This is a genomic window from Syntrophomonas palmitatica JCM 14374, assembly GCF_001311885.1.
Classification (GTDB): domain Bacteria; phylum Bacillota; class Syntrophomonadia; order Syntrophomonadales; family Syntrophomonadaceae; genus Syntrophomonas_A; species Syntrophomonas_A palmitatica.
In genome coordinates this window covers 1-21,363 of the sequence record NZ_BBCE01000007.1, presented here as the reverse complement: position 1 = coordinate 21,363, position 21,363 = coordinate 1, and the positions used below count along the sequence as shown (strand labels likewise).

At 45.4% G+C, this 21,363-nt stretch carries 21 protein-coding genes and 2 pseudogenes; all 23 read left to right on the top strand.

Annotated features, from left to right (window positions below):
• Positions 1-32 precede the first annotated feature (32 nt).
• Entirely contained in the window at positions 33-731 is a 699-nt protein-coding gene (gene rpsB, locus JCM14374_RS05135; RefSeq protein WP_054694355.1) for a 30S ribosomal protein S2, read from the top strand.
• 75 nt (positions 732-806) lie between these two features.
• Entirely contained in the window at positions 807-1,454 is a 648-nt protein-coding gene (gene tsf / locus JCM14374_RS05130) for a translation elongation factor Ts (protein WP_172674159.1), read from the top strand.
• A 21-nt stretch (positions 1,455-1,475) separates the two neighbouring features.
• Positions 1,476-2,191 (top strand): annotated as a pseudogene (gene pyrH, locus JCM14374_RS05125) (UMP kinase).
• Positions 2,192-2,195: 4 nt separating this feature from the next.
• A complete protein-coding gene (gene frr / locus JCM14374_RS05120) occupies positions 2,196-2,753 on the top strand; it encodes a ribosome recycling factor (RefSeq protein WP_054694352.1) in 558 nt (185 codons plus the stop codon).
• A 106-nt stretch (positions 2,754-2,859) separates the two neighbouring features.
• Positions 2,860-3,633 carry an undecaprenyl pyrophosphate synthase gene (uppS, locus tag JCM14374_RS05115; protein WP_054694349.1) on the top strand — a complete coding sequence of 258 codons (774 nt, stop codon included), beginning with the start codon at positions 2,860-2,862 and terminating at the stop codon, positions 3,631-3,633.
• Positions 3,617-4,414 carry a phosphatidate cytidylyltransferase gene (locus tag JCM14374_RS05110; RefSeq protein ID WP_054694346.1) on the top strand — a complete coding sequence of 266 codons (798 nt, stop codon included), beginning with the start codon at positions 3,617-3,619 and terminating at the stop codon, positions 4,412-4,414. The genes uppS and JCM14374_RS05110 overlap by 17 nt, the downstream gene beginning before the upstream one ends.
• A gap of 68 nt (positions 4,415-4,482) precedes the next feature.
• Positions 4,483-5,601: a sporulation integral membrane protein YtvI gene (gene ytvI / locus JCM14374_RS05105; protein WP_054694343.1), complete on the top strand. Its 1,119-nt coding sequence runs from the start codon at positions 4,483-4,485 to the stop codon at positions 5,599-5,601.
• Positions 5,601-6,083 (top strand): hypothetical protein, encoded by a 483-nt coding sequence (locus JCM14374_RS15675; protein WP_369397303.1) that lies wholly within the window; start codon positions 5,601-5,603, stop codon positions 6,081-6,083. Before ytvI ends, JCM14374_RS15675 begins: the two co-directional genes overlap by 1 nt.
• Before the next feature lie 17 nt (positions 6,084-6,100).
• Positions 6,101-6,751, top strand: coding sequence for a hypothetical protein (locus JCM14374_RS15670; protein ID WP_369397308.1), 651 nt, complete (start codon positions 6,101-6,103; stop codon positions 6,749-6,751).
• A 154-nt stretch (positions 6,752-6,905) separates the two neighbouring features.
• Complete coding sequence (gene rseP / locus JCM14374_RS05095) at positions 6,906-7,949, top strand: RIP metalloprotease RseP (protein WP_054694339.1); 1,044 nt, start codon at positions 6,906-6,908, stop codon at positions 7,947-7,949.
• Positions 7,950-7,953: 4 nt separating this feature from the next.
• A pseudogene (gene ispG / locus JCM14374_RS05090) lies at positions 7,954-9,065 on the top strand (flavodoxin-dependent (E)-4-hydroxy-3-methylbut-2-enyl-diphosphate synthase).
• Positions 9,066-9,232: 167 nt separating this feature from the next.
• A complete protein-coding gene (locus JCM14374_RS05085; protein WP_054694338.1) occupies positions 9,233-10,957 on the top strand; it encodes a proline--tRNA ligase in 1,725 nt (574 codons plus the stop codon).
• 133 nt (positions 10,958-11,090) lie between these two features.
• Entirely contained in the window at positions 11,091-11,756 is a 666-nt protein-coding gene (locus JCM14374_RS05080) for an MgtC/SapB family protein (protein ID WP_054694335.1), read from the top strand.
• A 22-nt stretch (positions 11,757-11,778) separates the two neighbouring features.
• The gene (locus tag JCM14374_RS05075; RefSeq protein WP_054694332.1) at positions 11,779-13,053 is read left to right on the top strand and encodes a PHP domain-containing protein; all 1,275 of its coding nucleotides are present in this window, start codon (positions 11,779-11,781) and stop codon (positions 13,051-13,053) included.
• Positions 13,050-15,419 (top strand): PolC-type DNA polymerase III, encoded by a 2,370-nt coding sequence (locus JCM14374_RS05070; RefSeq protein ID WP_242848832.1) that lies wholly within the window; start codon positions 13,050-13,052, stop codon positions 15,417-15,419. Before JCM14374_RS05075 ends, JCM14374_RS05070 begins: the two co-directional genes overlap by 4 nt.
• A gap of 176 nt (positions 15,420-15,595) precedes the next feature.
• Complete coding sequence (rimP, locus tag JCM14374_RS05065) at positions 15,596-16,045, top strand: ribosome maturation factor RimP (protein WP_054694325.1); 450 nt, start codon at positions 15,596-15,598, stop codon at positions 16,043-16,045.
• Positions 16,046-16,057: 12 nt separating this feature from the next.
• On the top strand, positions 16,058-17,113 hold the full coding sequence (gene nusA, locus JCM14374_RS05060; protein ID WP_054694320.1) for a transcription termination factor NusA: 1,056 nt from the start codon (positions 16,058-16,060) through the stop codon (positions 17,111-17,113).
• Positions 17,106-17,384, top strand: a complete 279-nt coding sequence (gene rnpM, locus JCM14374_RS05055; RefSeq protein ID WP_083453879.1) for an RNase P modulator RnpM — start codon at positions 17,106-17,108, stop codon at positions 17,382-17,384. The genes nusA and rnpM overlap by 8 nt, the downstream gene beginning before the upstream one ends.
• 23 nt (positions 17,385-17,407) lie before the next feature.
• Positions 17,408-17,752, top strand: coding sequence for a L7Ae/L30e/S12e/Gadd45 family ribosomal protein (locus JCM14374_RS05050; RefSeq protein ID WP_242848844.1), 345 nt, complete (start codon positions 17,408-17,410; stop codon positions 17,750-17,752).
• Complete coding sequence (locus JCM14374_RS15940; RefSeq protein WP_157048969.1) at positions 17,725-18,450, top strand: translation initiation factor IF-2 N-terminal domain-containing protein; 726 nt, start codon at positions 17,725-17,727, stop codon at positions 18,448-18,450. Before JCM14374_RS05050 ends, JCM14374_RS15940 begins: the two co-directional genes overlap by 28 nt.
• A complete protein-coding gene (infB, locus tag JCM14374_RS15185) occupies positions 18,332-20,464 on the top strand; it encodes a translation initiation factor IF-2 (RefSeq protein WP_439646064.1) in 2,133 nt (710 codons plus the stop codon). The genes JCM14374_RS15940 and infB overlap by 119 nt, the downstream gene beginning before the upstream one ends.
• A gap of 23 nt (positions 20,465-20,487) precedes the next feature.
• Positions 20,488-20,859, top strand: coding sequence for a 30S ribosome-binding factor RbfA (gene rbfA, locus JCM14374_RS05040; protein ID WP_054694314.1), 372 nt, complete (start codon positions 20,488-20,490; stop codon positions 20,857-20,859).
• On the top strand, positions 20,856-21,363 hold a 508-nt coding region (locus tag JCM14374_RS05035; RefSeq protein ID WP_172674157.1), incomplete at its 3' end, for a DHH family phosphoesterase. The genes rbfA and JCM14374_RS05035, both read left to right, overlap by 4 nt.

Genomic DNA, 21,363 nt, shown 5'->3' with positions numbered 1-21,363 from the left:
GCGGAGGAAAAAACTTTAAGGAGGTGGAGTCGGTGTCAGTAATTACGATGAAACAACTCCTGGAAGCAGGAGTGCACTTCGGACACCAGACCAGAAGATGGAACCCCAAAATGGCGCCCTACATTTTTATGGAGAGAAACGGAATCTACATCATTGACCTGCAGCAAACGGTCAAGAAGTTTGATGAAGCTTACGAATTCATTAAGAGTGTGGCGGCAGAAGGACAAGGCATTCTGTTTGTTGGCACCAAAAAACAGGCCCAGGAAACCATTCGCGAAGAAGCCGTGCGCTGCGATATGTTCTTTGTCAACCAGCGCTGGCTGGGTGGAATGCTGACCAATTATAAAACCATTCGCAAACGGGTGGTCAGGCTTAAAGAACTGGAGAAAATGGAGCAGGAGGGCGCTTTCGAGGTATTAACCAAGAAAGAGGTGGCAAAGCTCCTTAATGAAAGAGAAAGACTGGAGAGATTCCTGGGCGGCATTAAAAACATGGATAAGCTGCCGGGAGCAGTCTTTGTAGTAGATCCCCGCAAGGAAAAAATAGCCGTAGCCGAAGCACGTAAACTCAATATTCCAGTAGTAGCTATAGTCGACACCAATTGTGACCCGGATGAAATTGATTATGTGATACCTGGAAATGACGACGCTATAAGGGCGGTTAAGCTTATTTCCGCCAAAATTGCCGATGCGGTTTTGGAAGGGAAACAGGGAGAGCAAGTCAGCGCATAGCAGCCAGCTACAAGGGTTTACCGGAGCTTCTCCTGTAAACCCTTTTTTGTGAGAAAATCTAAGGAGGTATAAGATTTGATTACGGCACAAATGGTAAAGGAACTGCGTGAAAGAACCGGCGCAGGTATGATGGACTGTAAAAGGGCTCTGGAAAGCACCGGCGGCGACCTTGAGAAAGCTATTGATGAACTGCGCACCAAAGGTCTGGCCAAAGCTGCTAAAAAGGCGGGACGAGTGGCCAGTGAAGGTACGGTAACATCTTATATTCATGGCGGGGGACGCATAGGCGTACTGGTTGAGGTTAATTGCGAAACCGACTTTGTTGCTAAAACCGCGGAATACAAACAACTCGCCTATGATATCGCCATGCAGATAGCCGCTTCCAATCCGGAGTTTGTCAGCCGTGAAGAGGTTTCAGAAGATATTTTGCAAAGGGAGAGAGATGTCTTGAGAGCCCAGGCTCTTGAAGAAGGCAAACCGGAAAAGGTAATCGACAAGATGGTAGAAGGACGTTTGGATAAGTTCTTCAAGGAACGCTGCCTTATGGAACAGCCTTTTATTAAAGATACTGATAAAACTGTCCAAGAGCTTATTCACGAACACGTAGCTAAATTGGGCGAAAATATTACCGTGAGGAGATTTGTGCGTTACGAAGTAGGAGAAGGCATTGAAAAGGAAAAAGGCGATTTTGCCGCCGAGGTAATGGCACAGGTAAATCGCTAAGAATACTAAGGGGATGGCGCATTGCAGAAACCCAAATATAAGAGAGTGGTTTTAAAACTGAGCGGTGAAGCTTTGGCCGGCAGTGAGGCCTATGGCATTGATCACAAGACCCTGCTGTCTATTGGCGAACAGGTGGTAGATGTAGTTAAGCAGGGGGTAGAAGTAGCCATTGTCGTAGGGGGAGGCAATATCTGGCGCGGGGTAGCTGGAAGCGCACAGGGCATGGACCGGGCTACCGCTGACTATATGGGCATGCTGGCTACCGAGATCAATGCCCTGGCCTTGCAGGATGCTCTCGAAAAGCAGGGCCTGGAGGTACGGGTAATGACCGCTATCGAAATGAAAGAGATAGCCGAACCCTACATAAGACGCCGCGCCATCAGGCATCTGGAAAACGGCCGGGTGGTCATATTTGCGGCCGGCACCGGTAATCCTTTTTTTCTACCGATACCGCTGCAGCTTTAAGATCTGCGGAAATTGAGGCCGAGGTTATACTTATGGCCAAAAAGGTCGATGGGGTATATGATTCCGATCCCATAAAAAATCCGGATGCTGTCAAATTTGATCACCTGGATTATATTGATGTCTTGAACAAAGGATTGGGGGTTATGGATTCCACAGCCGCTTCCCTTTGTATGGATAATGGCATACCTATTATTGTTTTCAACTTAACCGTTAAGGGCAATATCCTCAAAAGTGTTATGGGAGAATCCATAGGCACCTATGTAGGGAGGTAACAATATGATCAAAGATATTTGTCTGGATTGTGAAGACAGAATGAAAAAAACTACCGAGCATTTAACCCGGGATCTCGCTTCCCTGAGAGCAGGCAGGGCCAACCCGGCTATGCTGGACAGGATTATGGTTGACTATTACGGTGAACCGACTCCGCTTAACCAACTGGCTAATATAGCGGTTCCGGAAGCAAGATTACTCGTGATACAGCCCTGGGATAAGAGCAGTATTGCCGATATCGAAAAAGCTATAATGAAATCAGATTTGGGAGTTAATCCTTCTAATGATGGAAATGTTATTCGTATAGCTATTCCGCAGCTTACTGAGGAAAGAAGAAAGGACCTGGTCAAAGTGGTCAAGAAGCGGGCTGAGGAAGCCCGGGTGGCCATACGTAATATACGTCGTGAAGCTAATGATATGATTAAGTCAAGTGAAAAAGAAAAACTGATCTCTGAGGATGAAAGCAAAAAAGGCATTGATGAGATTCAGAAAATAACTGATAAATCCATAAAGGATGTAGACATAATACTGGCTGCCAAAGAAAAGGATATTATGGAAGTATAAACTGATTTTGCTTTCCATTAATACCGGCTGCGGTTATAATAATGCTAAACCAGAATACCCCCGGTCCGGGGGTTTTATACTTTCAGCGTTAGGAGAAGAATAGCCTATGGTGAAAAAGAAGCCTGACTATGCTGAACTAATAAAAGCGGGGGAAATACCTCAACATGTTGCAATTATTATGGACGGCAACGGACGTTGGGCCAAAAAACGACTGATGCCCAGGACCATGGGCCATCGTGCTGGCATGAGCACTTTAAAGCAAATCGTTAAGGCCTGTGATGATATAGGTATTAAGGCTTTAACCGTTTTCGCTTTTTCCACCGAAAATTGGAAACGGCCCGGAGAAGAAGTGAATTTTCTTATGAATTTGCTGGTGGAGTATTTACATAAAGAACTGCTTGAACTCCATGAAAATCAAGTGCGCATTAGAATGCTGGGTGATCATGCCACCCTCCCCAGTGAGTGCAGAACAGAAATTGAAAGAGCGCTGAGCCTGACAAAAGACAACCAGGGCTTGCGGTTCAATATTGCTCTAAATTACGGTGCACGGCGTGAAGTGCTGGACGCAGTTCTGGCTCTCTCCCGTAAACTTCAGGCCGGAGAACTTCAAGAAGAGGATATTAATGAAACGCTTTTTTCTAGCCTGCTCTATACCCATGATTTGCCAGATCCCGATTTGCTTATCCGCACCGCGGGCGAAATGCGAATCAGCAATTTTATGTTATGGCAAATAGCCTATACCGAGCTGTGGGTTACAGAATCACTATGGCCTGATTTTACAACCGATGAGTTCTGTAAGGCCATATGGGATTATCAACAACGCGAACGCAGGTTTGGAGGCCTGAATTCTTCTCCGGGGCAGGATGAAGATTATGCTTAAAACCAGGGTCTTAAGTGCAGTTGTTGGCATACCTTTGCTGTTGGGGTTGCTCTATCTAGGCGGAGCCTACTGGCAGGGATTCTTTATTCTGCTGGCCATATTGTCCCTGGGAGAGTATTACAAAATGATGCGCAACCGCCAGTTTAAACCTTTGCAAATTCCGGGCTTGCTGATGCTTTTGGTTATTATGCATCTTCCTTTGTATCCTGATTATTTAATACCTGCAGTATTTTTGACCCTGGTTGTAAGTGTCGTATATATGGTTTTAAAATACCCAAGGTTTGATTATATTGACCTGGCTCTGAGTATTTTTGGGCCTTGCTATCTGGGATTCCTGTTTAATTACAGCCTGATTATCGGCAAAATGTCCAATTCATTTTATATTATCCTGCTGGCGTTTTTATTGACCTGGTGCAGTGATATAGGGGGGTATTTTGCCGGCAGGTTTTGGGGGAGTCATAAGCTGGCTCCGCAATTAAGCCCGGCCAAGACATGGGAAGGAGCCCTGGGCGCAAGTGTTTTGCCGGTAATTTTAGCCATGGTGTTTTTCAGAGTAATACATATTGAATCCATACCTCTGGCATATGTATTAATACTAGGACTGTTAACAGGTTTCACCGCCCAGTTTGGCGACTTGTTTGAATCCGGCATAAAGCGCTATTTTAATGTTAAGGACTCAGGCAATATTATTCCCGGTCACGGGGGCGTTATGGACCGTTTCGACAGTTTCCTGTTTGTGGCTCCAGTTGTATACTATTTCTTTGTGTTTTTTGTGCATTAGCCGCGTATTAAGACAGATTAGCAGAAATTTTACCGCGTGTAAGACATTGAAGTGAGGAGGGGATGGGCTTGGATCCGGAATTGCAGAAGTACCTGAAATACCTTGCCAAATTGGGTATTCTGGTTATGGCCTTGGTGGCTGTTTATCTGATTTTTACCTACGCTTTTCCTCTCTTAGGAAAAGGGTTATCCTACGTTCCGGTTCTGTTGATGCCGTTTATTGTTGCCATGATTCTGGCGTTCATGGTTGAACCGCTGGTACAATTTTTTGAAAATAAGGTTCATATGCAGAGAGTGTGGGCGGCGGCAGTCAGTTTAATAATCGTTGTAGGCGGCGTATTTTACCTGATTTTCCTGATTATCTCCGTTATTGTGAAAGAACTATCAGGATTGTATCCCCAGGTAGTACAATATTCGGACCAAATTACGGGCAGAATAACCACAACGATTGCTAATTTCAAGTTATTCTATCTGAATCTGAACCTGCCCCCTGAAGTAGAGAAGTCCATACAGGGGAACCTGGGCAAAAGTTTGGATGCCCTGAAGTCATTGCTTGATGGCAGTATAAATGTATTACTGCAAATAATGACCATGCTTCCGGGAATATTTATTTTTCTGATTATTGTTGCTGTGGCCACCTTTTTAATAGTAAAGGACCGGGAAATAATCAAGACATTTTTAGCGAGATTTCTTCCCGGTCAGGCTAAATCGAAAACCAGCAGAATAGTATCTGAACTTATTGCTGCTTTAATGGGTTTTCTAAAAGCCTACAGCATCTTAATCAGTATAACTGCCATAACCACAATGGTTGCTTTAAAAATTCTACATGTAAAATATGTTTTAACTATAGGCTTGGTGGTAGGATTATGCGACATTCTGCCCGTATTGGGTCCAGGAACAATATTTGTACCCTGGATAATCTGGGAGTTTGCGACCGGCAGCACACGTATGGGCGTAAGTCTATTACTGGTTTACGCGACCATTTCTATTGTTAGGCAGGTATTGGAACCGAAAATTGTTGGTGATAACATCGGCCTGCATCCTTTGGTAACCCTAATATCCCTCTATGTGGGGCTGCAGTTAGGCGGACTGGTGGGCATGATACTGGGGCCCGTATCAGTAGTAATATTTATGGCTTGTTACCGGGCCGGCATATTTCCCGGTCTGGAATGGAGGAAAAATATTTAATGGGTAATATGCAACGCAATGTTGTTATCCTGGGATCTACCGGATCCATAGGCAGACAGACCCTGGATGTAATTGACCGGTATCCTGACCGCTTCCGGGTTTTGGGATTGGCAGCACGTAATGAGGCCGATATGCTGGGGGAGCAGGCTGCCCGCTATCATCCGCAAATGGTGGCGCTTACCGATAAAGATGCTTATCAGGAATTTAAGAATGCTGCTTCAACCCCTGCCGAAATCTTATTTGGGTTGGATGGACTTTGTGAATTAGCTGTTTTGCCTGAGGCTGACATAGTAGTCATCGCATTGAGCGGCGCGGTAGGAATTAAACCAACCCTGGCAGCCATTGATGGCGGTAAACGAATAGCGCTGGCTAACAAGGAAACCCTGGTAGCCGCCGGAGATATTGTAATGCAAGCAGTTGCATACAAAGGGGTCGAATTGATTCCGGTTGACAGCGAGCATTCCGCAATTTTCAATGTTTAGCGGGTGAAAAAAAACATCTGAAAAATATTTGGCTGACTGCATCCGGCGGACCATTTCGTGATTTTAGCCAAGAACAACTTGAAAAAGTGACAGTGGACATGGCCTTAAAACACCCTACCTGGAGTATGGGACCTAAGATTACCGTGGATTCAGCCAGTCTTATGAATAAAGGATTGGAGGTTATTGAGGCCCATCATCTCTTTGGTGTTGATTATGATCATATCCAGGTCCTGGTCCAGCGGGAAAGCGTGATACATTCCATGGTTGAACTTATGGATGGAGCGTTTATTGCCCATCTGGGCACAGCTGATATGAGAATTCCCATTCAGTACGCCCTGACGTATCCTGAAAGGCTGCACTCGCCAGTGCCTGTACTTGATTTTGCCAGTCAGGGCAGAATACATTTCGAGAAGCCTGATTACAATCGATTTCCCGCCCTGGAGTTGGCTTATGAGGCTGGCAAAACCGGGGGGACTATGCCCGCGGTAATGAATGGTGCCAATGAAGTGGCGGTGCAGGCTTTTTTGGATGGCAAAATCGCTTTTGTACGTATGGCGGACCTGGTTGCCGGGGTAATGGCCCGGCATAATACTGCAGCCAATCCGAGCCTGGAACAAATATTACAAGCAGACGCCTGGGCACGAGAAGTTTGTGGGGAGTTATTTTGAGAATGTTGGCCACAGATGAATATAGATATTAGTTTAATAATAAAAGACAAAAACATAAGTGAATAACTGTTTTCAGCTAATTGATACATATTCAGATTTAAAGATCCATCTGTGTTAATACTGTGGTTGTTTATTTAATTTACGGGAGGTTTGTATGAGTACTACCGCTACCATTTTGATAACCCTGCTGATTATTGCCGTTTTAATACTGGTTCATGAATGGGGCCATTTTATTATTGCCCGAAGGATTGGCATACCCGTTTGGGAATTCTCTTTGGGTTTCGGCTACCGGTTGTTCTCCGTTAAAAGAGATGGAGTAGTATATTCACTGCGCCTCGTGCCATTAGGAGGTTTTGTGCGCATGGCAGGAGAGGAACCGGGCGATGAGGATGACCCTAATGGGTTTAATAACCGCACCCCTTGGGAAAAAATTAAAGTTTCTGCAGCAGGCCCGCTCATGAACATGGTTCTGGCCTTGTTTATATTTATATATTTATATTCATTTATTGGTATTGCCCACAGTTCTAATGAAGCCGTAATTGGGAAAGCCATCACAGGTAAACCCGCGGCTGCTGCCGGTCTTCAGGCCGGTGACCGCATCGTAAACGTGAACGGAACTGCTATTAAAACCTGGAGTGAATTGAACCGCAGTATTGAATCGAACAAACCTGGGGTAAAAATGCGGATAATTGTTGAACGAAAAGGCAAAATACTTAACTATACAATTGTCCCGGGTCGTAACCAAACTACTGGTAAGGCTGAAATAGGGGTATTAGGACAGGTGCGGTATGAAAAACTTGGTATTATTGAAGGAATAAAGGTTGGATTCAAACACACCTTTGATTTAACGGTATTGATGCTGTCTGGTCTAGGATTGTTATTCAGCGGAGGAGCTTCATTGGGAGACCTGGCCGGACCGGTAGGTATTACTAAAATGGTCGGAGAAGTGGCCCAAATTGGCTGGGTAGTTCTGCTGGGGTTCAGCGCTTTTCTTTCCATCAACCTGGGGATATTGAATCTGCTTCCCATTCCAGCTCTGGATGGCAGTAAAATCGTATTTGCCTTGATTGAGGCTGTAAGACGTAAACCTATCGAGCCGGAAAAAGAAGGCTTTGTGCATTGGCTGGGTTTTCTCTTTCTTATCGGATTAATGATAGTAGTTACTTTTAATGATATAGCGCGTTTGCTAAAAGGATAATGAGATGCGCAGAAAAAGCAGGGTAATTCACATTGGTTCACTGGCTATAGGAGGAAATAACCCTGTAGTCGTACAGTCCATGACTAATACCGATACCCGTGATGTAACAGCAACGGTGCATCAGATTCAGCATCTGCAGGCTGCTGGCTGTGAACTGGTGAGGGTGGCGGTTTTGGATGAAGAAGCGGCGGCTGCGATTAAAAAAATAAAGACATCAATTGATATACCCCTGATAGCTGACATTCATTTTGATCATCGCCTGGCGATAAGGAGTATTGAAGCTGGAGCAGACGGCTGAGGATAAACCCTGGAAATATCGGCGGCCCCAGCAAAGTTAAGGAACTGGTGAAAGCCTGCCGGGATTATAGAATTCCTGTTAGAATTGGCGTTAATGCCGGATCTTTGGATAAAAAATTATTGAATAAATATAATGGAATCTGTGCTCCGGCTATGGTGGAGAGTGCCCTGGATAATGTAAGATTACTTGAAGATATGGACTTTCGTGAGATCAAGATATCACTAAAAGCTTCATCAGTGCCTTTGACCGTGGAGGCTTATCGTTTGATTGCCAGGCAGGCGGATTATCCGCTGCACTTGGGGATAACTGAAGCCGGAACTATAAACCGGGGCCTGATTAAGTCTGCCCTGGGAATGGGTATCTTATTATCCGAAGGAATCGGGGATACCATAAGGGTATCCTTAACCGCTGATCCGGTTGAAGAGGTTTGGGCTGCCTATGAGATCTTGCGGGATTTAGATATGCGCCAGCGCGGGGTAGAGTTAATTTCCTGTCCCACCTGCGGACGCTGTGAAATTGACCTTATTCGAACCGCAGAAGAGGTGGATAAGTGCATCCGCCACCTGGACAAGCCTATAAAAGTTGCGGTAATGGGATGCGTAGTTAATGGCCCCGGAGAAGCACGTGAAGCTGACATCGGAATTGCCGGAGGCCGGGGTTTTGGTTTGTTATTCAAAGATGGCAGCATTAAAGGCAAGGTTCCCGAAGACCGCCTAGTTGAGGAACTTTTGAAAGAGATAGAGGAAATAGGCTCGGATGATACGGAAAAAACAATAGCCACAGATTCACACAGATTAAACACTGATGAACACAGATGATTTTATATAATTACAGATGTAAAATCTGATGTCTCTTCACAATGTCAGCTAATAGTCAATGTTTGTGGATTTTCAATTTAAGATAAACGGTAAGGCTTAATAGACCTGCGTTAGTCATAGATAATCTGTGTTCTCTGCGTCTATAATTCTAATGAGGAGGTAACGTAATGCTTTTTTCCCAACTTTTTTGTCCTACTTTGCGTGAAGTTCCGGCAGAAGCTGAGGTGCTGAGTCACCAGTTATTGCTCCGGGCCGGGTTTATCAGGAAGGCATCCGCCGGAATATACTCCTATCTGCCATTGGCCTACCGGGTTATAAAGAAAATTGAAAACATCGTACGTGAGGAAATGGACCGCGCCGGCGGGCAGGAAGTGCTGATGCCCATCGTACAGCCTGCCGAAATATGGCAAAAATCCGGACGCTGGGTAGTATACGGGGATGAAATGTTTCGCTTGCAGGACAGACACCACCGTGATTTTGCCTTGGGACCCACTCACGAAGAAATGATAACCACTCTGGTTGATGCTGATGTGCATACTTACAGAGATCTGCCTTTGCTGCTATACCAGATTCAAAATAAATACCGGGATGAAATAAGACCTCGCTTTGGTCTGCTTCGAGGCCGAGAGTTCATAATGAAAGACGCTTATTCCTTTGATATGGATAACGAAGGCCTTGATAAAGTGTACTGGAGAATGTATGAAACCTACAGCCGCATATTTAATAGACTCTCTTTGGAGTACCGGGTGGTAGAAGCGGATAGCGGAGCTATTGGAGGAAACGAGACTCATGAATTTACGGTTCTGGCTGATACGGGCGAATCAGAAATAGTATACTGCGATGCTTGCGATTACGCGGCCAATGTGGAAAAAGCTCAATGCAAGGTTTCCGCGGAGATAAATTATAATGAAGAAATGCTGCCTCTGGATACGATTCCTACCCCCGGGCAGAAAACTATAAATGATCTGGTATCTTTTCTTAATATTCCGGTAGAAAAAACGGTTAAAACTCTGGTCTACGTTCAAGACGGGGAATTGGTTGCTGCCATATTACGAGGGGATCGCGAACTTAATGAAATCAAGTTTAAACACGTCCTGGGATGCAATGAACTGAGGATGGCTGGGGAAGAAGAGGTCAGACAAGCCTGCGGAGCAGGTTTCGGTTCTTTGGGACCAGTGGGACTTAAACTCAAGGTTTATGCCGACCAGGAAATTGTGACTGCCAAAAACTTCTCTTGTGGAGCCAACAAGGATGATTATCATTATATTAATGTAAACATGGGACGAGATTTTGAACCTCATGCTGTGGCGGATATACGCAGCGCTGTGGAAGGAGACAATTGTCCTCTCTGTGAGGGCAGGCTTTCGCTGGTGCGCGGCATCGAAGCCGGGCAGATATTTAAGCTGGGTACCAAGTATTCTGCGTCTTTGGAAGCAACGTACAAGGATCAGGACGGCAAAGACAAGGTGTTTGTTATGGGCTGCTACGGAATAGGTATTTCACGAACTATGGCGGCGGCAGTGGAACAAAAACACGATGAGAACGGAATCATCTGGCCGGTACCGATAGCTCCTTACCACGTGGTTGTAGTACCGGTAAATATAAAAAATGAAGAACAGATGACCGCTGGTCTGAAAATCTACAGAGAATTGCAGACGGAGGGAATAGAAGTTCTTTTCGATGATCGTGATGAAAGAGCCGGGGTAAAATTTAAAGATGCTGATTTGATTGGAATACCGGTGCGAATTACTATTGGACCTAAATCCCTGCAGGAAAACAAGGTCGAGATGAAGAAAAGATGGGAAAAAGATAATGAACTGGTTGAACTCGATGGCGTATCTGCCCGGGTTAAGGAGATCATCCTGCCTTTGCTGCATGGAACCATAGAATAATAACATCTGCCACAGATGACTACTGATTAAACACAGAATTATACAGGATTTTGTTTAGGGAACAAATTAATCCAATAGACAAAAGAATTATCAGTGTGTGCTGAATCGTTCCTAAATGTGGGAGTGAGTTTATTTGGGTATTTTTGAGATTATCTTCAAACTTGCTCTGGCCGCGGTTTTAGGCGGCCTGATCGGGTTGGAGCGTGAGAGCCTGAACCGCCCGGCCGGGTTGCGGACCTACACCCTGGTCAGCGTTGGTTCGGCGTTGGCAATGGTAGTATCAATTGATATTTACCTGCAGTATTACCATACGGTCCAGGCCGATCCCGGCCGTATCGCAGCTCAGGTGGTCAGCGGCATTGGCTTTCTGGGTGCCGGAACCATTATGAAAGAGGGTGCAACCGTACGCGGGCTGACCACTGCCGCAGGTCTGTGGGTGGTTGCTTGCATTGGGCTGGCTGTAGGAGCGGGACTTTATGTACCGGCAGTAGTTACAACACTATTAATACTCTTTGTGCTTATCTATTTTGTAAAGTTTGAACAATATATTACTGGCCTGCGCGAATACAAAGGGATTTTAATGGTGGTGGAAGACGGCCCGGGACGGGTGGGAACTATAGGTTCTATTCTCGGTGAGATGGGGGTATTAATTAAAAATATCCAGTTAACCCGCGTAGAAGATGTTGATGACCTGGAGGTAGAACTCTTGTTAGAATTGCCTGCCGGCGTAAGTATAGATGAAGTGACGGATGAATTGTCAAAGGTCAAGGGATTACGCAGTATTGATCGCTTGAATTAGATTTTCCGGGGGAGTCTTTAATATGAAGCCTGATTTTAGCGGCTTCCTGCGGGAACATGCAGCCGCCGATTTGGCAGAATCCTGGCAGGGAGCAGGTATTAATCACATAGAAGTTGATAATCATAATGCTGCCTGGTATTTACATATTGAACTTAAGAAACCTTTACCCGCCGCTGTTATTTCACAAACCCAGGAAAAACTCCTGGACGTCTTTCCTTTTTTATCCACCCTTGAAATCATACCGGCATTGGAAGATTGGGAACAAGGAATTACCAGCCTGCTGCATATATATGCACACGAAAATAATAATATTTCAAAACAGGAATGGAACCGCTTGAACTGGGTGATTGATGGACCCCGCCTGGATTTTTTGTTTGAAGCTGATCGGGATTTTGAGGTTTTTATCAATAACCAGGAATGTTCATTAATATCGGATTGGTTTAGACGGGAATATAACTTGCGGATTCTCACTCGCGCTTTGTGTACCCAGCCCAATTTTGAAAGCTGCCTGGAAAACCGGCATGAAATTAAAGCCTTAAATGTCTTGGCCCTGCGTGAAACGAGCAAGAAAAAGAATCAGGGCAAAAGGGCATATCAGAAGTCGGTTCCCAGTGCCGACAGTGTGCTTATACCTATCTCTGAACTGCAGGAAGGTATGAAGAACATTGTTGTAGAAGGGGAGATTTGGCATAAGGAGAGCCACCTGCTTAAAGGCGGACGTTATGTGATATCTTATTTTATTACCGACTTCCGGGATAGCATTATGGTGAAAACCTTTGCAGACAATTTGGAACAGGACGATATTAAACCCGGACAGTGGCTTAGGATATCCGGCAGTGTACGTTATGATGAGAACAGCCGCGAAATCGTGCTCTTTATGGATGCTTACAGCCTGGCCGATAAACCGGTTCGCAATGATGATGCGGCCGAGAAACGGGTGGAACTGCATGCCCATACCAAAATGAGCGCCATGGACGGACTTACAGAAGTTAAAGATTTAATAATACGTGCGGCCGAGTGGCATCATTCGGCAATAGCTATTACTGATCACGGATGTATACAGGCCTTTCCAGAAGCCTTTTCAACCGCTAAAAAGGTGCAGAAGGAAATGGGGCGGCCTATTAAGGTTATCTATGGGGTAGAAGGTTATCTGGTTGAAAACGACCGCAAGGAATCTCCATACCATATTATTTTATTGGCGCAAAATGACCAGGGATTGAGGAACCTCTATGAACTGGTTAGCTATCTTATTTGGATTACTTTTTCCGGCATCCCAAAATTCCTCGCGCTGAATTGATAAAGAAAAGAGAAGGGCTGCTAATAGGTTCGGCCTGTGAAGCAGGGGAAGTATACCGGGCTTTAGTTGAGGGACAAAATCTCGATAAAATCTATGAAATCGCTAACTTTTATGATTACCTGGAGATTCAGCCCTTGGCTAACAATCAGTTCCTGATTCGTGAAGGACAGGTTAAAGACCTGGAGGAATTGCAAGATATCAATCGCCGGGTGGTAGAACTCGGCGCAAAACTAGGCAAACCGGTTTGTGCCACCGGTGATGTGCATTTTTTAGAACCTGATCATGAGGTGTTCCGGCGCATAATTCAGGCCGGGCAGGGTTATGAAGACGCTGAAGCTCAGGCTCCTTTATTTTTGCGAAATACGGAAGAAATGCTGCAGGAGTTTGCTTATCTGGGTCAAGAATTAGCCCGTGAAGTAGTAATTAATAACCCTAATAAGGTTAATGATATGATTGAGATGATAAAACCGATTCCGGATGGGTTTTATCCCCCGAAAATAGAGGGGTCGGAAGAGGAAATAGTTGCGCTTAGCTGGCAGCGGGCAGCTGAACTTTATGGGCAGGACATGCCTGACCTGGTTAGAGACAGAATTGAGCGGGAACTTCATTCCATTACTACCCACGGGTTTAGTGTTTTGTACCTGATTGCTCATAAATTAGTAAAAAAGTCCAATCAGGACGGTTATCTGGTGGGTTCGCGCGGTTCGGTGGGTTCCTCACTGGTAGCTTATTTGACAGGAATTACCGAAGTGAATCCCCTTCCACCGCACTGGCTATGTCCGCAATGCCAGTGCTGCGAATTTGTTAAGAACAGCGATGCTGGCTGCGGGGTTGATCTGGATAAACGGATTTGCCATAAATGCGGTACACAAATGATGCAGCTAGGGTTTAATATACCTTTTGAAACCTTTCTCGGCTTTGAGGGTGATAAGAATCCGGACATTGACCTGAACTTTTCTGGAGATTACCAGAGCCGCGCCCATCAATACGTAGAGGAATTATTTGGGCGGGAAAACGTGTACCGTGCCGGGACGATTTCAACCATAGCCGAAAAAACGGCTTATGGTTTTGTCAAAAAATACGCTGAAGAAAAACAGATTAACCTTAGAAGCAGTGAAATGAGCCGATTGGCTGCAGGAATTACAGGGGTCAGACGCACAACCGGACAGCACCCGGGGGGATTAATCGTGGTGCCGCGTGAATGCGACATCAATCAGTTTACGCCTATACAACACCCGGCAGATAACAAGGAATCCGGGGTCAGAACTACGCATTTTGATTATCACGCTATAGACAGCCAGCTGGTTAAACTCGATATTCTGGGGCATGATGATCCCACCGTTATCAAAGAACTGGAGGACCTCACCGGAGTAAAAGCCTCCGCCATTCCCCTTAATGAAGAACAAGCTATGAAAATTTTTTCAGGGCTGGAACCACTGGGCCTAAACCCTGACGACTTGGGAACATCAGTTGGTACGTTCGGTATTCCTGAGTTTGGCACACGTTTTGTGCGTCAGATGCTGGAAGCTACACGTCCTACTACCTTCTCGGAATTAATTATGATAAGCGGCTTATCACATGGTACAGATGTGTGGCTGAATAATGCTCAGGATCTTATAGAAAACCGTACGGCGGCTTTAAATGAAGTAATATCTACCCGCGATGACATCATGACTTACCTGATTAACAAAGGAGTAAAAGAAAAACAGGCTTTTGATATAATGGAAAAAGTACGCAAGGGGAACGGTGACAAACTTAAAGCTGAGGAAATCTCATGTATGCGCGAAGCCGGGGTGCCGGAATGGTATATAGAATCATGCCGCAGAATAAAGTATATGTTTCCCAAAGCCCATGCTGTAGCCTATGTAATGATGGCCTTCCGCATTGCCTATTTTAAGGTTTATTACCCCCGCGAGTTCTATGCCAGCTTTTTTAGTATTCGCGCTGAAGATTTTGAGCCCGATACCATATTGAATGGCTGTGAAGCGGTGAAGGAACGCATTAAAGAGATCAACCGCCAGGGGATGAAAGCATCACAAAAGGATAAAAAACTGCTTACTATTCTAGAATTGGCCATGGAAATGTATTTGCGCGGTTTGAAATTCTTCCCGGTGGATCTGTATTTGTCTCATGCCCACAAGTTTCTCGTAAAAGATAACGGGCTTTTATTGCCTTTCTCAGCTCTGCCCGGATTAGGACTAAATGCCGCTCAATCAATTGTAGATGCCCGTTTGCAGGGTGAATTTCTTTCGGTAGAAGAATTGCAGCTGCGGGCTAAGATTAATAAAACCACCCTGGAGGTTCTTAAAAAGTACAACTGCCTGGAATCATTGCCAGAGAGTACACAACTAAGTTTATTTGCCTGAACAATATGCAATGAAATGAACCGGAATTTGCACAAATAAGCCCATAGTGGCTTGAATAAACTAAACTTATTGTGTTATACTGTTAACAGCGTATTAATACCGATTAGTGCAAGTGGGTGTCGGCCCACTTTTTCTATTGTAATTAAGGCATTTGCTTAAGACGGAAGGTGCTTAGCTTGACTGTTACCAGGGCTGCTATAGAAGAGATGATCAGTAAGCCGCTGGCTAAAGCTCAAATTGAACTGGTAGATATTCAATATCGTCAGGAAAATGGCGAAAAATACTTGCGGGTATTTATTGATCATGAAAATGGAGTGGACCTTGATTTATGCACCCGAGCCAGCCGTTTGCTAAAACCACTGCTTGATCAGGAGGAAATATATTACGATCACCTTGAAGTGTCTTCCCCGGGTTTGGACAGGATTATAAAAAGAGAACGTGACCTGGAGCGTTTTACCGGAGAGAAGATTAAAGTAAAAATGCTTAAGCAATTTGATGGCCCGGCCAAGATTGCCGGGATTCTTACGGGGTTTAGCGATACTGCGATTGTATTGGAAACAGAAGATAAGTCAGTTCAGCTTCCGCGGGATATGATTTCTATCATAAGACTGAATCCTGATTTATAAGGGGGAAATAGGATGTCCAGTGAATTGATACAGGCCCTGCACGAGATAGAAAAGGAGCGTGGAATTCCACAAGCTGCTCTGATTGAAGCAATAAAAACCGCTCTTAATACCGCTTACCGGAAAAACTTCGGTACGGCTCAGAATGTAAGTGTGGAATTTAATGAAATTACAGGAGAAGTCAAGGTTTTCTCACAAAAAAAAGTAGTGGCTGTTCCCCAGGATCAGCGCATGGAAATTGGTTTGGAGGAAGCCCTCGAATTATATCCTTCCTGTAAAGAAGAAGATATGGTTTATGTAGAAGCCACTCCCGGAAATTTTGGACGTATAGCCGCTCAAACCGCTAAACAGGTGGTTATGCAAAAACTACGTGAAGCTGAACGCAGTTTGATTTATGAAGAATTTCTGGAACGCGAGGGTGAAATAGTCACGGGTACAATTCAAAGGATCGAAGCCCGTACTATTTATATTTATTTAGGCCGTATCGAGGGAATCATGCTGCCGGGGGATCAAATCATCGGCGAGAGATACAACCTCGGCCAAAGACTTAAAGCCTATATATACGAAGTTAAAAACAGCACTAAAGGTCCAAACATATATCTATCCAGGTCTCATCCCTATTTCCTGCGCCGCTTGTTCGAACTTGAAGTACCGGAAATCTATGATGGGGTAGTTGAAATTAGATCTATTGCCCGAGAAGCAGGGTCGCGTTCCAAGATCTCCGTTCATTCGACCGATGAAAAAATAGATTCAGTAGGAGCTTGTGTAGGACCCCGCGGATTGAGAGTGCAAAACATAGTATCCGAGCTGGGCGGAGAAAAGATTGATATTATTAAATATGATCGCGAGCCTGCCAAATACATTGCTAATGCCTTGAGTCCTTCGAAGGTCGCAGCGGTATATATTGATGATGGCAATAAAGTCGCTACGGTTGTGGTTCCCGATTATCAATTATCATTGGCTATTGGCAAGGAAGGCCAAAACGCTCGTCTGGCAGCAAAATTAACCGGCTGGAAGGTCGATATTAAGAGCGAAAGCCAGTTTGCCGAGGAGACTGATATCGATGGTTAAGGCCCGCAAAATTCCGCAGCGTATGTGTGTGGGATGCAGGGAAATGAAAAACAAAAAGGAACTAATCCGGGTGGTGCGCAGTCCCGAGGGTGAAATCGCCCTGGATTTGACTGGCAAAAAAGCTGGCCGTGGAGCGTATATCTGCCCGAACCTGGAATGTCTAAACCAGGCTGTCAAAGGCAAAAGACTGCAAAAGGCCCTGGAACATGATATTCCCGCCGAGGTCCTGGCCAGTATTACAAAACAGATTGAGGCAATTCCTGAATCATAAGGGTGTGATTTTAGTTGAACAAAGTGAATAGTATGATTGGATTTGCTATGAAGTCAGGCAAAGTATCCAGCGGCACTTTGGCAGCCAAGACCAGCATAATCAGGCATCGAGCTCATCTGCTGGTGTTAAGCGGCGATATGTCTGAAAAATCCAAAGAAGTGCTGATTGCTTGTTGTGAGAAGCAAAAGATACCCTGGCTGGTTATAGGCAACAAATACGAACTAGGAAATAGTGTAGGAAAGGCCTATAGGGTGGCACTTACGATAAATGATTCCAAAATGGCAAAATCTATTATCGAACTGGTTAATTCCGAGGGAGAAAAACACACGGGGGTGGTTGAATGGCCAAAATCAGAGTTCACGAGATAGCCAAAGAACTGGGTATTCCGAGTAAGGAAATGGTGGATACCCTTCAGAAAATGGGTTTGGATGTTAAAAACCATATGAGTACTCTGGAGGATTCACAGGCGAGCTGGATTAAAAAACAACTGTCGGGTTCTCGAATTGAAAAGGGTGCAGCTAAACCCCAAATTGAACCAGGGACTGGGAACGAACAGGCCCCTGAACAACGTGATAGTACATCCAGATCCAAGCAGAATGTTATTCCCAGGCAGATTGCTTCTGGTACTGGAACTGCTGCAGAACGGCATTCTTCTCCCCCCACGATTTCTGCGCCACATACCCCTCAAAGGGATAACCGCCATGAAAATCCTGCATCCCTTCAAGGATCAAAAGGACAATCAACTGGCGCAGCCAGCCGCCCTAATCAGAACAACCAGGGTCAGCGCAGACCTTTCCCTGAAAATGTGGATATAGACAAAAAGAATCAAGATAACCGGCCTTTTAGCAGACCGGCTGGATCTGAACGTTCTGCCCATGAAGGAAGACCGGCTGTTGATAATAGACCTTTTCAAGACCGCCGTCCTTCTGCTAACCAGCGTCCCGGTTTTGAAAATAGAAAACCTTCCGGACAACCTGGCACGGTTCCGGACAGAAGAACAACAGGAGAACAACAGAGACCGGCTTTTGATAGAAGCCATCAGGCCGCCACGTCCGGGTCAAGATAGAAGACCCCCCGGTGAACAAAAAACCGCTTCTGGTGCAGGGCTGAAACCGGTGCCGCCAAGCCCAAAACCTGTAGACAGAAAGTCCGGATATGCTGATCAGCGGCCTGTTGGCGCTCCTAACCGGCCTTTCCAGGAACAGAAGAAAAATGATTACGAGCGTCAGAAAGCGGCAAAGAAAAACGCACCTCCGATTCAGGTTCGTGACTACGGTCGTCCTCCCAAAAAATCTAAACATAAACGCAAGAAGGAAGAGGTCTTTATGCCCCTGCCAGATAAAATTGTTCTGGCCGAAAACATCATGGTAAGGGACCTGGCAGAAAAACTGCGCCGGAGTTCGGCGGAGATAGTTAAGAAACTGATGGAATTGGGTACAATGGCTACTATTAACCAGGTTATAGATTACGATACTGCAGAAATTGTAGCAAGTCTGTATGAAGTGAAGGTTGAAAGGGAAGTGCCGGAGGAGGAACGGATTCTCGAGGAAATTATTGATGATGAAGCCAGCCTCAAGCCCCGTCCGCCGGTAGTTACCGTTATGGGTCATGTAGACCATGGAAAAACATCGCTGTTGGATCGCATACGGCAGGCTGATGTAGCTTCGGGTGAGGCCGGGGGAATAACCCAGCATATCGGCGCTTACCAGGTCAAAGTAAATGATAATTATATTACCTTTATAGATACTCCAGGTCATGAAGCGTTTACAGCTATGCGGGCCAGGGGAGCCAATCTCACTGATATCGTAGTGCTGGTAGTAGCTGCAGATGACGGGGTTATGCCGCAGACAGTTGAGGCGATTAACCATATTCGCGCCGCCAACGTTCCTTTCCTGGTAGCGGTAAATAAGATTGATAAACCGAATGCCAATCCAGATCGTGTTATGCAGCAATTAGGTGAACACGGGATTGTTTCCGAAGATTGGGGCGGAGATATCATATTTGTTCCGGTATCGGCCAAGAGCGGCGAGGGGATAGAAACCCTCCTGGAGATGATTTTGCTGCTGGCTGAAATCAATGACATCAAATCTAATCCTGACCGCAGTGCAGAGGGTGTTGTAATAGAAGGCGAACTGGATAAAGGACGGGGACCTGTAGCTACGGTCCTGGTGCAGAAAGGCACCCTGAGAATCGGTGATAGTCTATTGTGCGGCAGCCAGATATGCCGGGTACGCGCTATGACCGATGCTCGCGGGCGCAGAGTTGATACGGCCTATCCTTCAATGCCGGTGGAAATTACCGGCTGGCCGGAAGTTCCTGAGGCCGGTGGCAGGGTCAGAGCCTGTGACGAAAAGATCGCTAAACAGATCGTGGAACTGCGCCTAAGTGAGAAGAAATTAGAAGAACAGAAACAGAGCAGCCGGGTTTCACTGGACGATTTCTTTAAACAGATGCAGGATTCCGATATCAAGGAATTAAACCTGATTATAAAAGGCGATGTGCAGGGATCGGTTGAAGCCCTTTCTCAGTCATTGTTAAGATTAACTACCAATGAAGTTAAAGTAAATGTAATTCATTCCGCGGTAGGCGCTATAACTGAAACCGATGTTATGCTGGCTTCGGCTTCACGGGCTATTATTATAGGTTTTAATGTACGCCCTGATATCAAAGCCAAGAAATATGCCGAAGACGAAGGTATCGATGTCCTGTTGTACCGGGTAATTTATGAAGCGATTGATGATGTTAAAAAGGCTATGGTCGGTTTGCTGGATCCTGAATACCGAGAAAAATACATGGGTCGGGCTGAAGTCAGAGCTTTGTTTAAAGTGCCCAATGTAGGCATCGTAGCCGGCTGTTACGTTGTAGATGGTAAAATTACCCGTAATTCCAATGTTCGCGTATTACGGGACGGGGTTATAATATACGATGGCAAGTTAGCTTCTTTGAAGCGTTTTAAGGATGACGCCAAAGAAGTTTTGGAAAACTTCGAATGCGGCATGGGGGTTAAGGACTTTAATGACTTAAAAGAAGGCGATTTCATAGAAGCCTATACCATGGAAGAAATACCTCGCCAACTATAAAACAAATTCACGGAGGTTGAAATGTGAGCAGACACAGGCAGGAGAGAATGGCCGTAGAGATTCAGAGGGTCTTATCTCAGGTTCTGCAGGGAGAAATCAAAGACCCGCGCATAGATTCCGGTACCATTTCCATAACCCGTGTGGACGTAAGCAATGACCTGAGTCATGCCCGAGTCAACATCAGTGTTTTGGGTGATGAAAACAAACAGGAAGAAACTATGAAAGCCCTGCAAAAGGCCAAGGGTTACATGCGCAGTGAATTGTCGCGTGAGATTAAGGTCAAACACGCGCCTGAACTGGAGTTAAGATTGGACAAGTCTATTGAACACGGCTTTAGAATCAACAGTATATTGCATGATTTGAAGCTGGATAAGAATGAAGAGGCTCCGCAATGAATCAACTTAAAGAGATCGCCGAGTTTCTGTTAGAAAACGATGATTTCACTGTTGTTGGCCACGCTATGCCCGATGGCGATTGCGTGGGTTCAGTCTTAGGATTGTATCACGCATTAAAACAACTGGGGAAAAAGGTGCAGGTTGTCCTGCAGGACGCCGTACCGCCTATTTATCTTTATTTGGCCGGGGCAGATATAATAAAGACTCCGCAGTTGATGGAGAACCACACAGAAAACCTTGTCTTTCTGGACTGCGGTGATGAAGAAAGGGTAGGCGATGACCTGCTCCTCAGGCTTGCTCAACGTAAATTGGCGGTGAACATTGATCACCATCAAGCCAACAGCCTGTTCGCTGATTATAATTATGTAGAAACCAATGCCGCGGCTACGGCCGAGATCATCTATAACCTGATACAAACTATGCAGGTTGAATTGACGCCAGAGATATCTGCATCCTTGCTGGCAGGAATAATAATGGATACCGGTTCATTTATGAACAGCAATA

What these genes read in the sequence shown, in the direction of transcription:
- JCM14374_RS05075 (WP_054694332.1), top strand. Translation starts at nt 11,779, where the DNA reads ATGAAGCCTGATTTTAGCGGCTTCCTGCGGGAACATGCAGCCGCCGAT.
- nusA (WP_054694320.1), top strand. Translation starts at nt 16,058, where the DNA reads ATGTCCAGTGAATTGATACAGGCCCTGCACGAGATAGAAAAGGAGCGT.
- JCM14374_RS15675 (WP_369397303.1), top strand. Translation starts at nt 5,601, where the DNA reads ATGGGTAATATGCAACGCAATGTTGTTATCCTGGGATCTACCGGATCC.
- rnpM (WP_083453879.1), top strand. Translation starts at nt 17,106, where the DNA reads ATGGTTAAGGCCCGCAAAATTCCGCAGCGTATGTGTGTGGGATGCAGG.
- rseP (WP_054694339.1), top strand. Translation starts at nt 6,906, where the DNA reads ATGAGTACTACCGCTACCATTTTGATAACCCTGCTGATTATTGCCGTT.
- JCM14374_RS05085 (WP_054694338.1), top strand. Translation starts at nt 9,233, where the DNA reads ATGCTTTTTTCCCAACTTTTTTGTCCTACTTTGCGTGAAGTTCCGGCA.
- JCM14374_RS05110 (WP_054694346.1), top strand. Translation starts at nt 3,617, where the DNA reads ATGAAGATTATGCTTAAAACCAGGGTCTTAAGTGCAGTTGTTGGCATA.
- JCM14374_RS15940 (WP_157048969.1), top strand. Translation starts at nt 17,725, where the DNA reads ATGGCCAAAATCAGAGTTCACGAGATAGCCAAAGAACTGGGTATTCCG.
- uppS (WP_054694349.1), top strand. Translation starts at nt 2,860, where the DNA reads ATGGTGAAAAAGAAGCCTGACTATGCTGAACTAATAAAAGCGGGGGAA.
- frr (WP_054694352.1), top strand. Translation starts at nt 2,196, where the DNA reads ATGATCAAAGATATTTGTCTGGATTGTGAAGACAGAATGAAAAAAACT.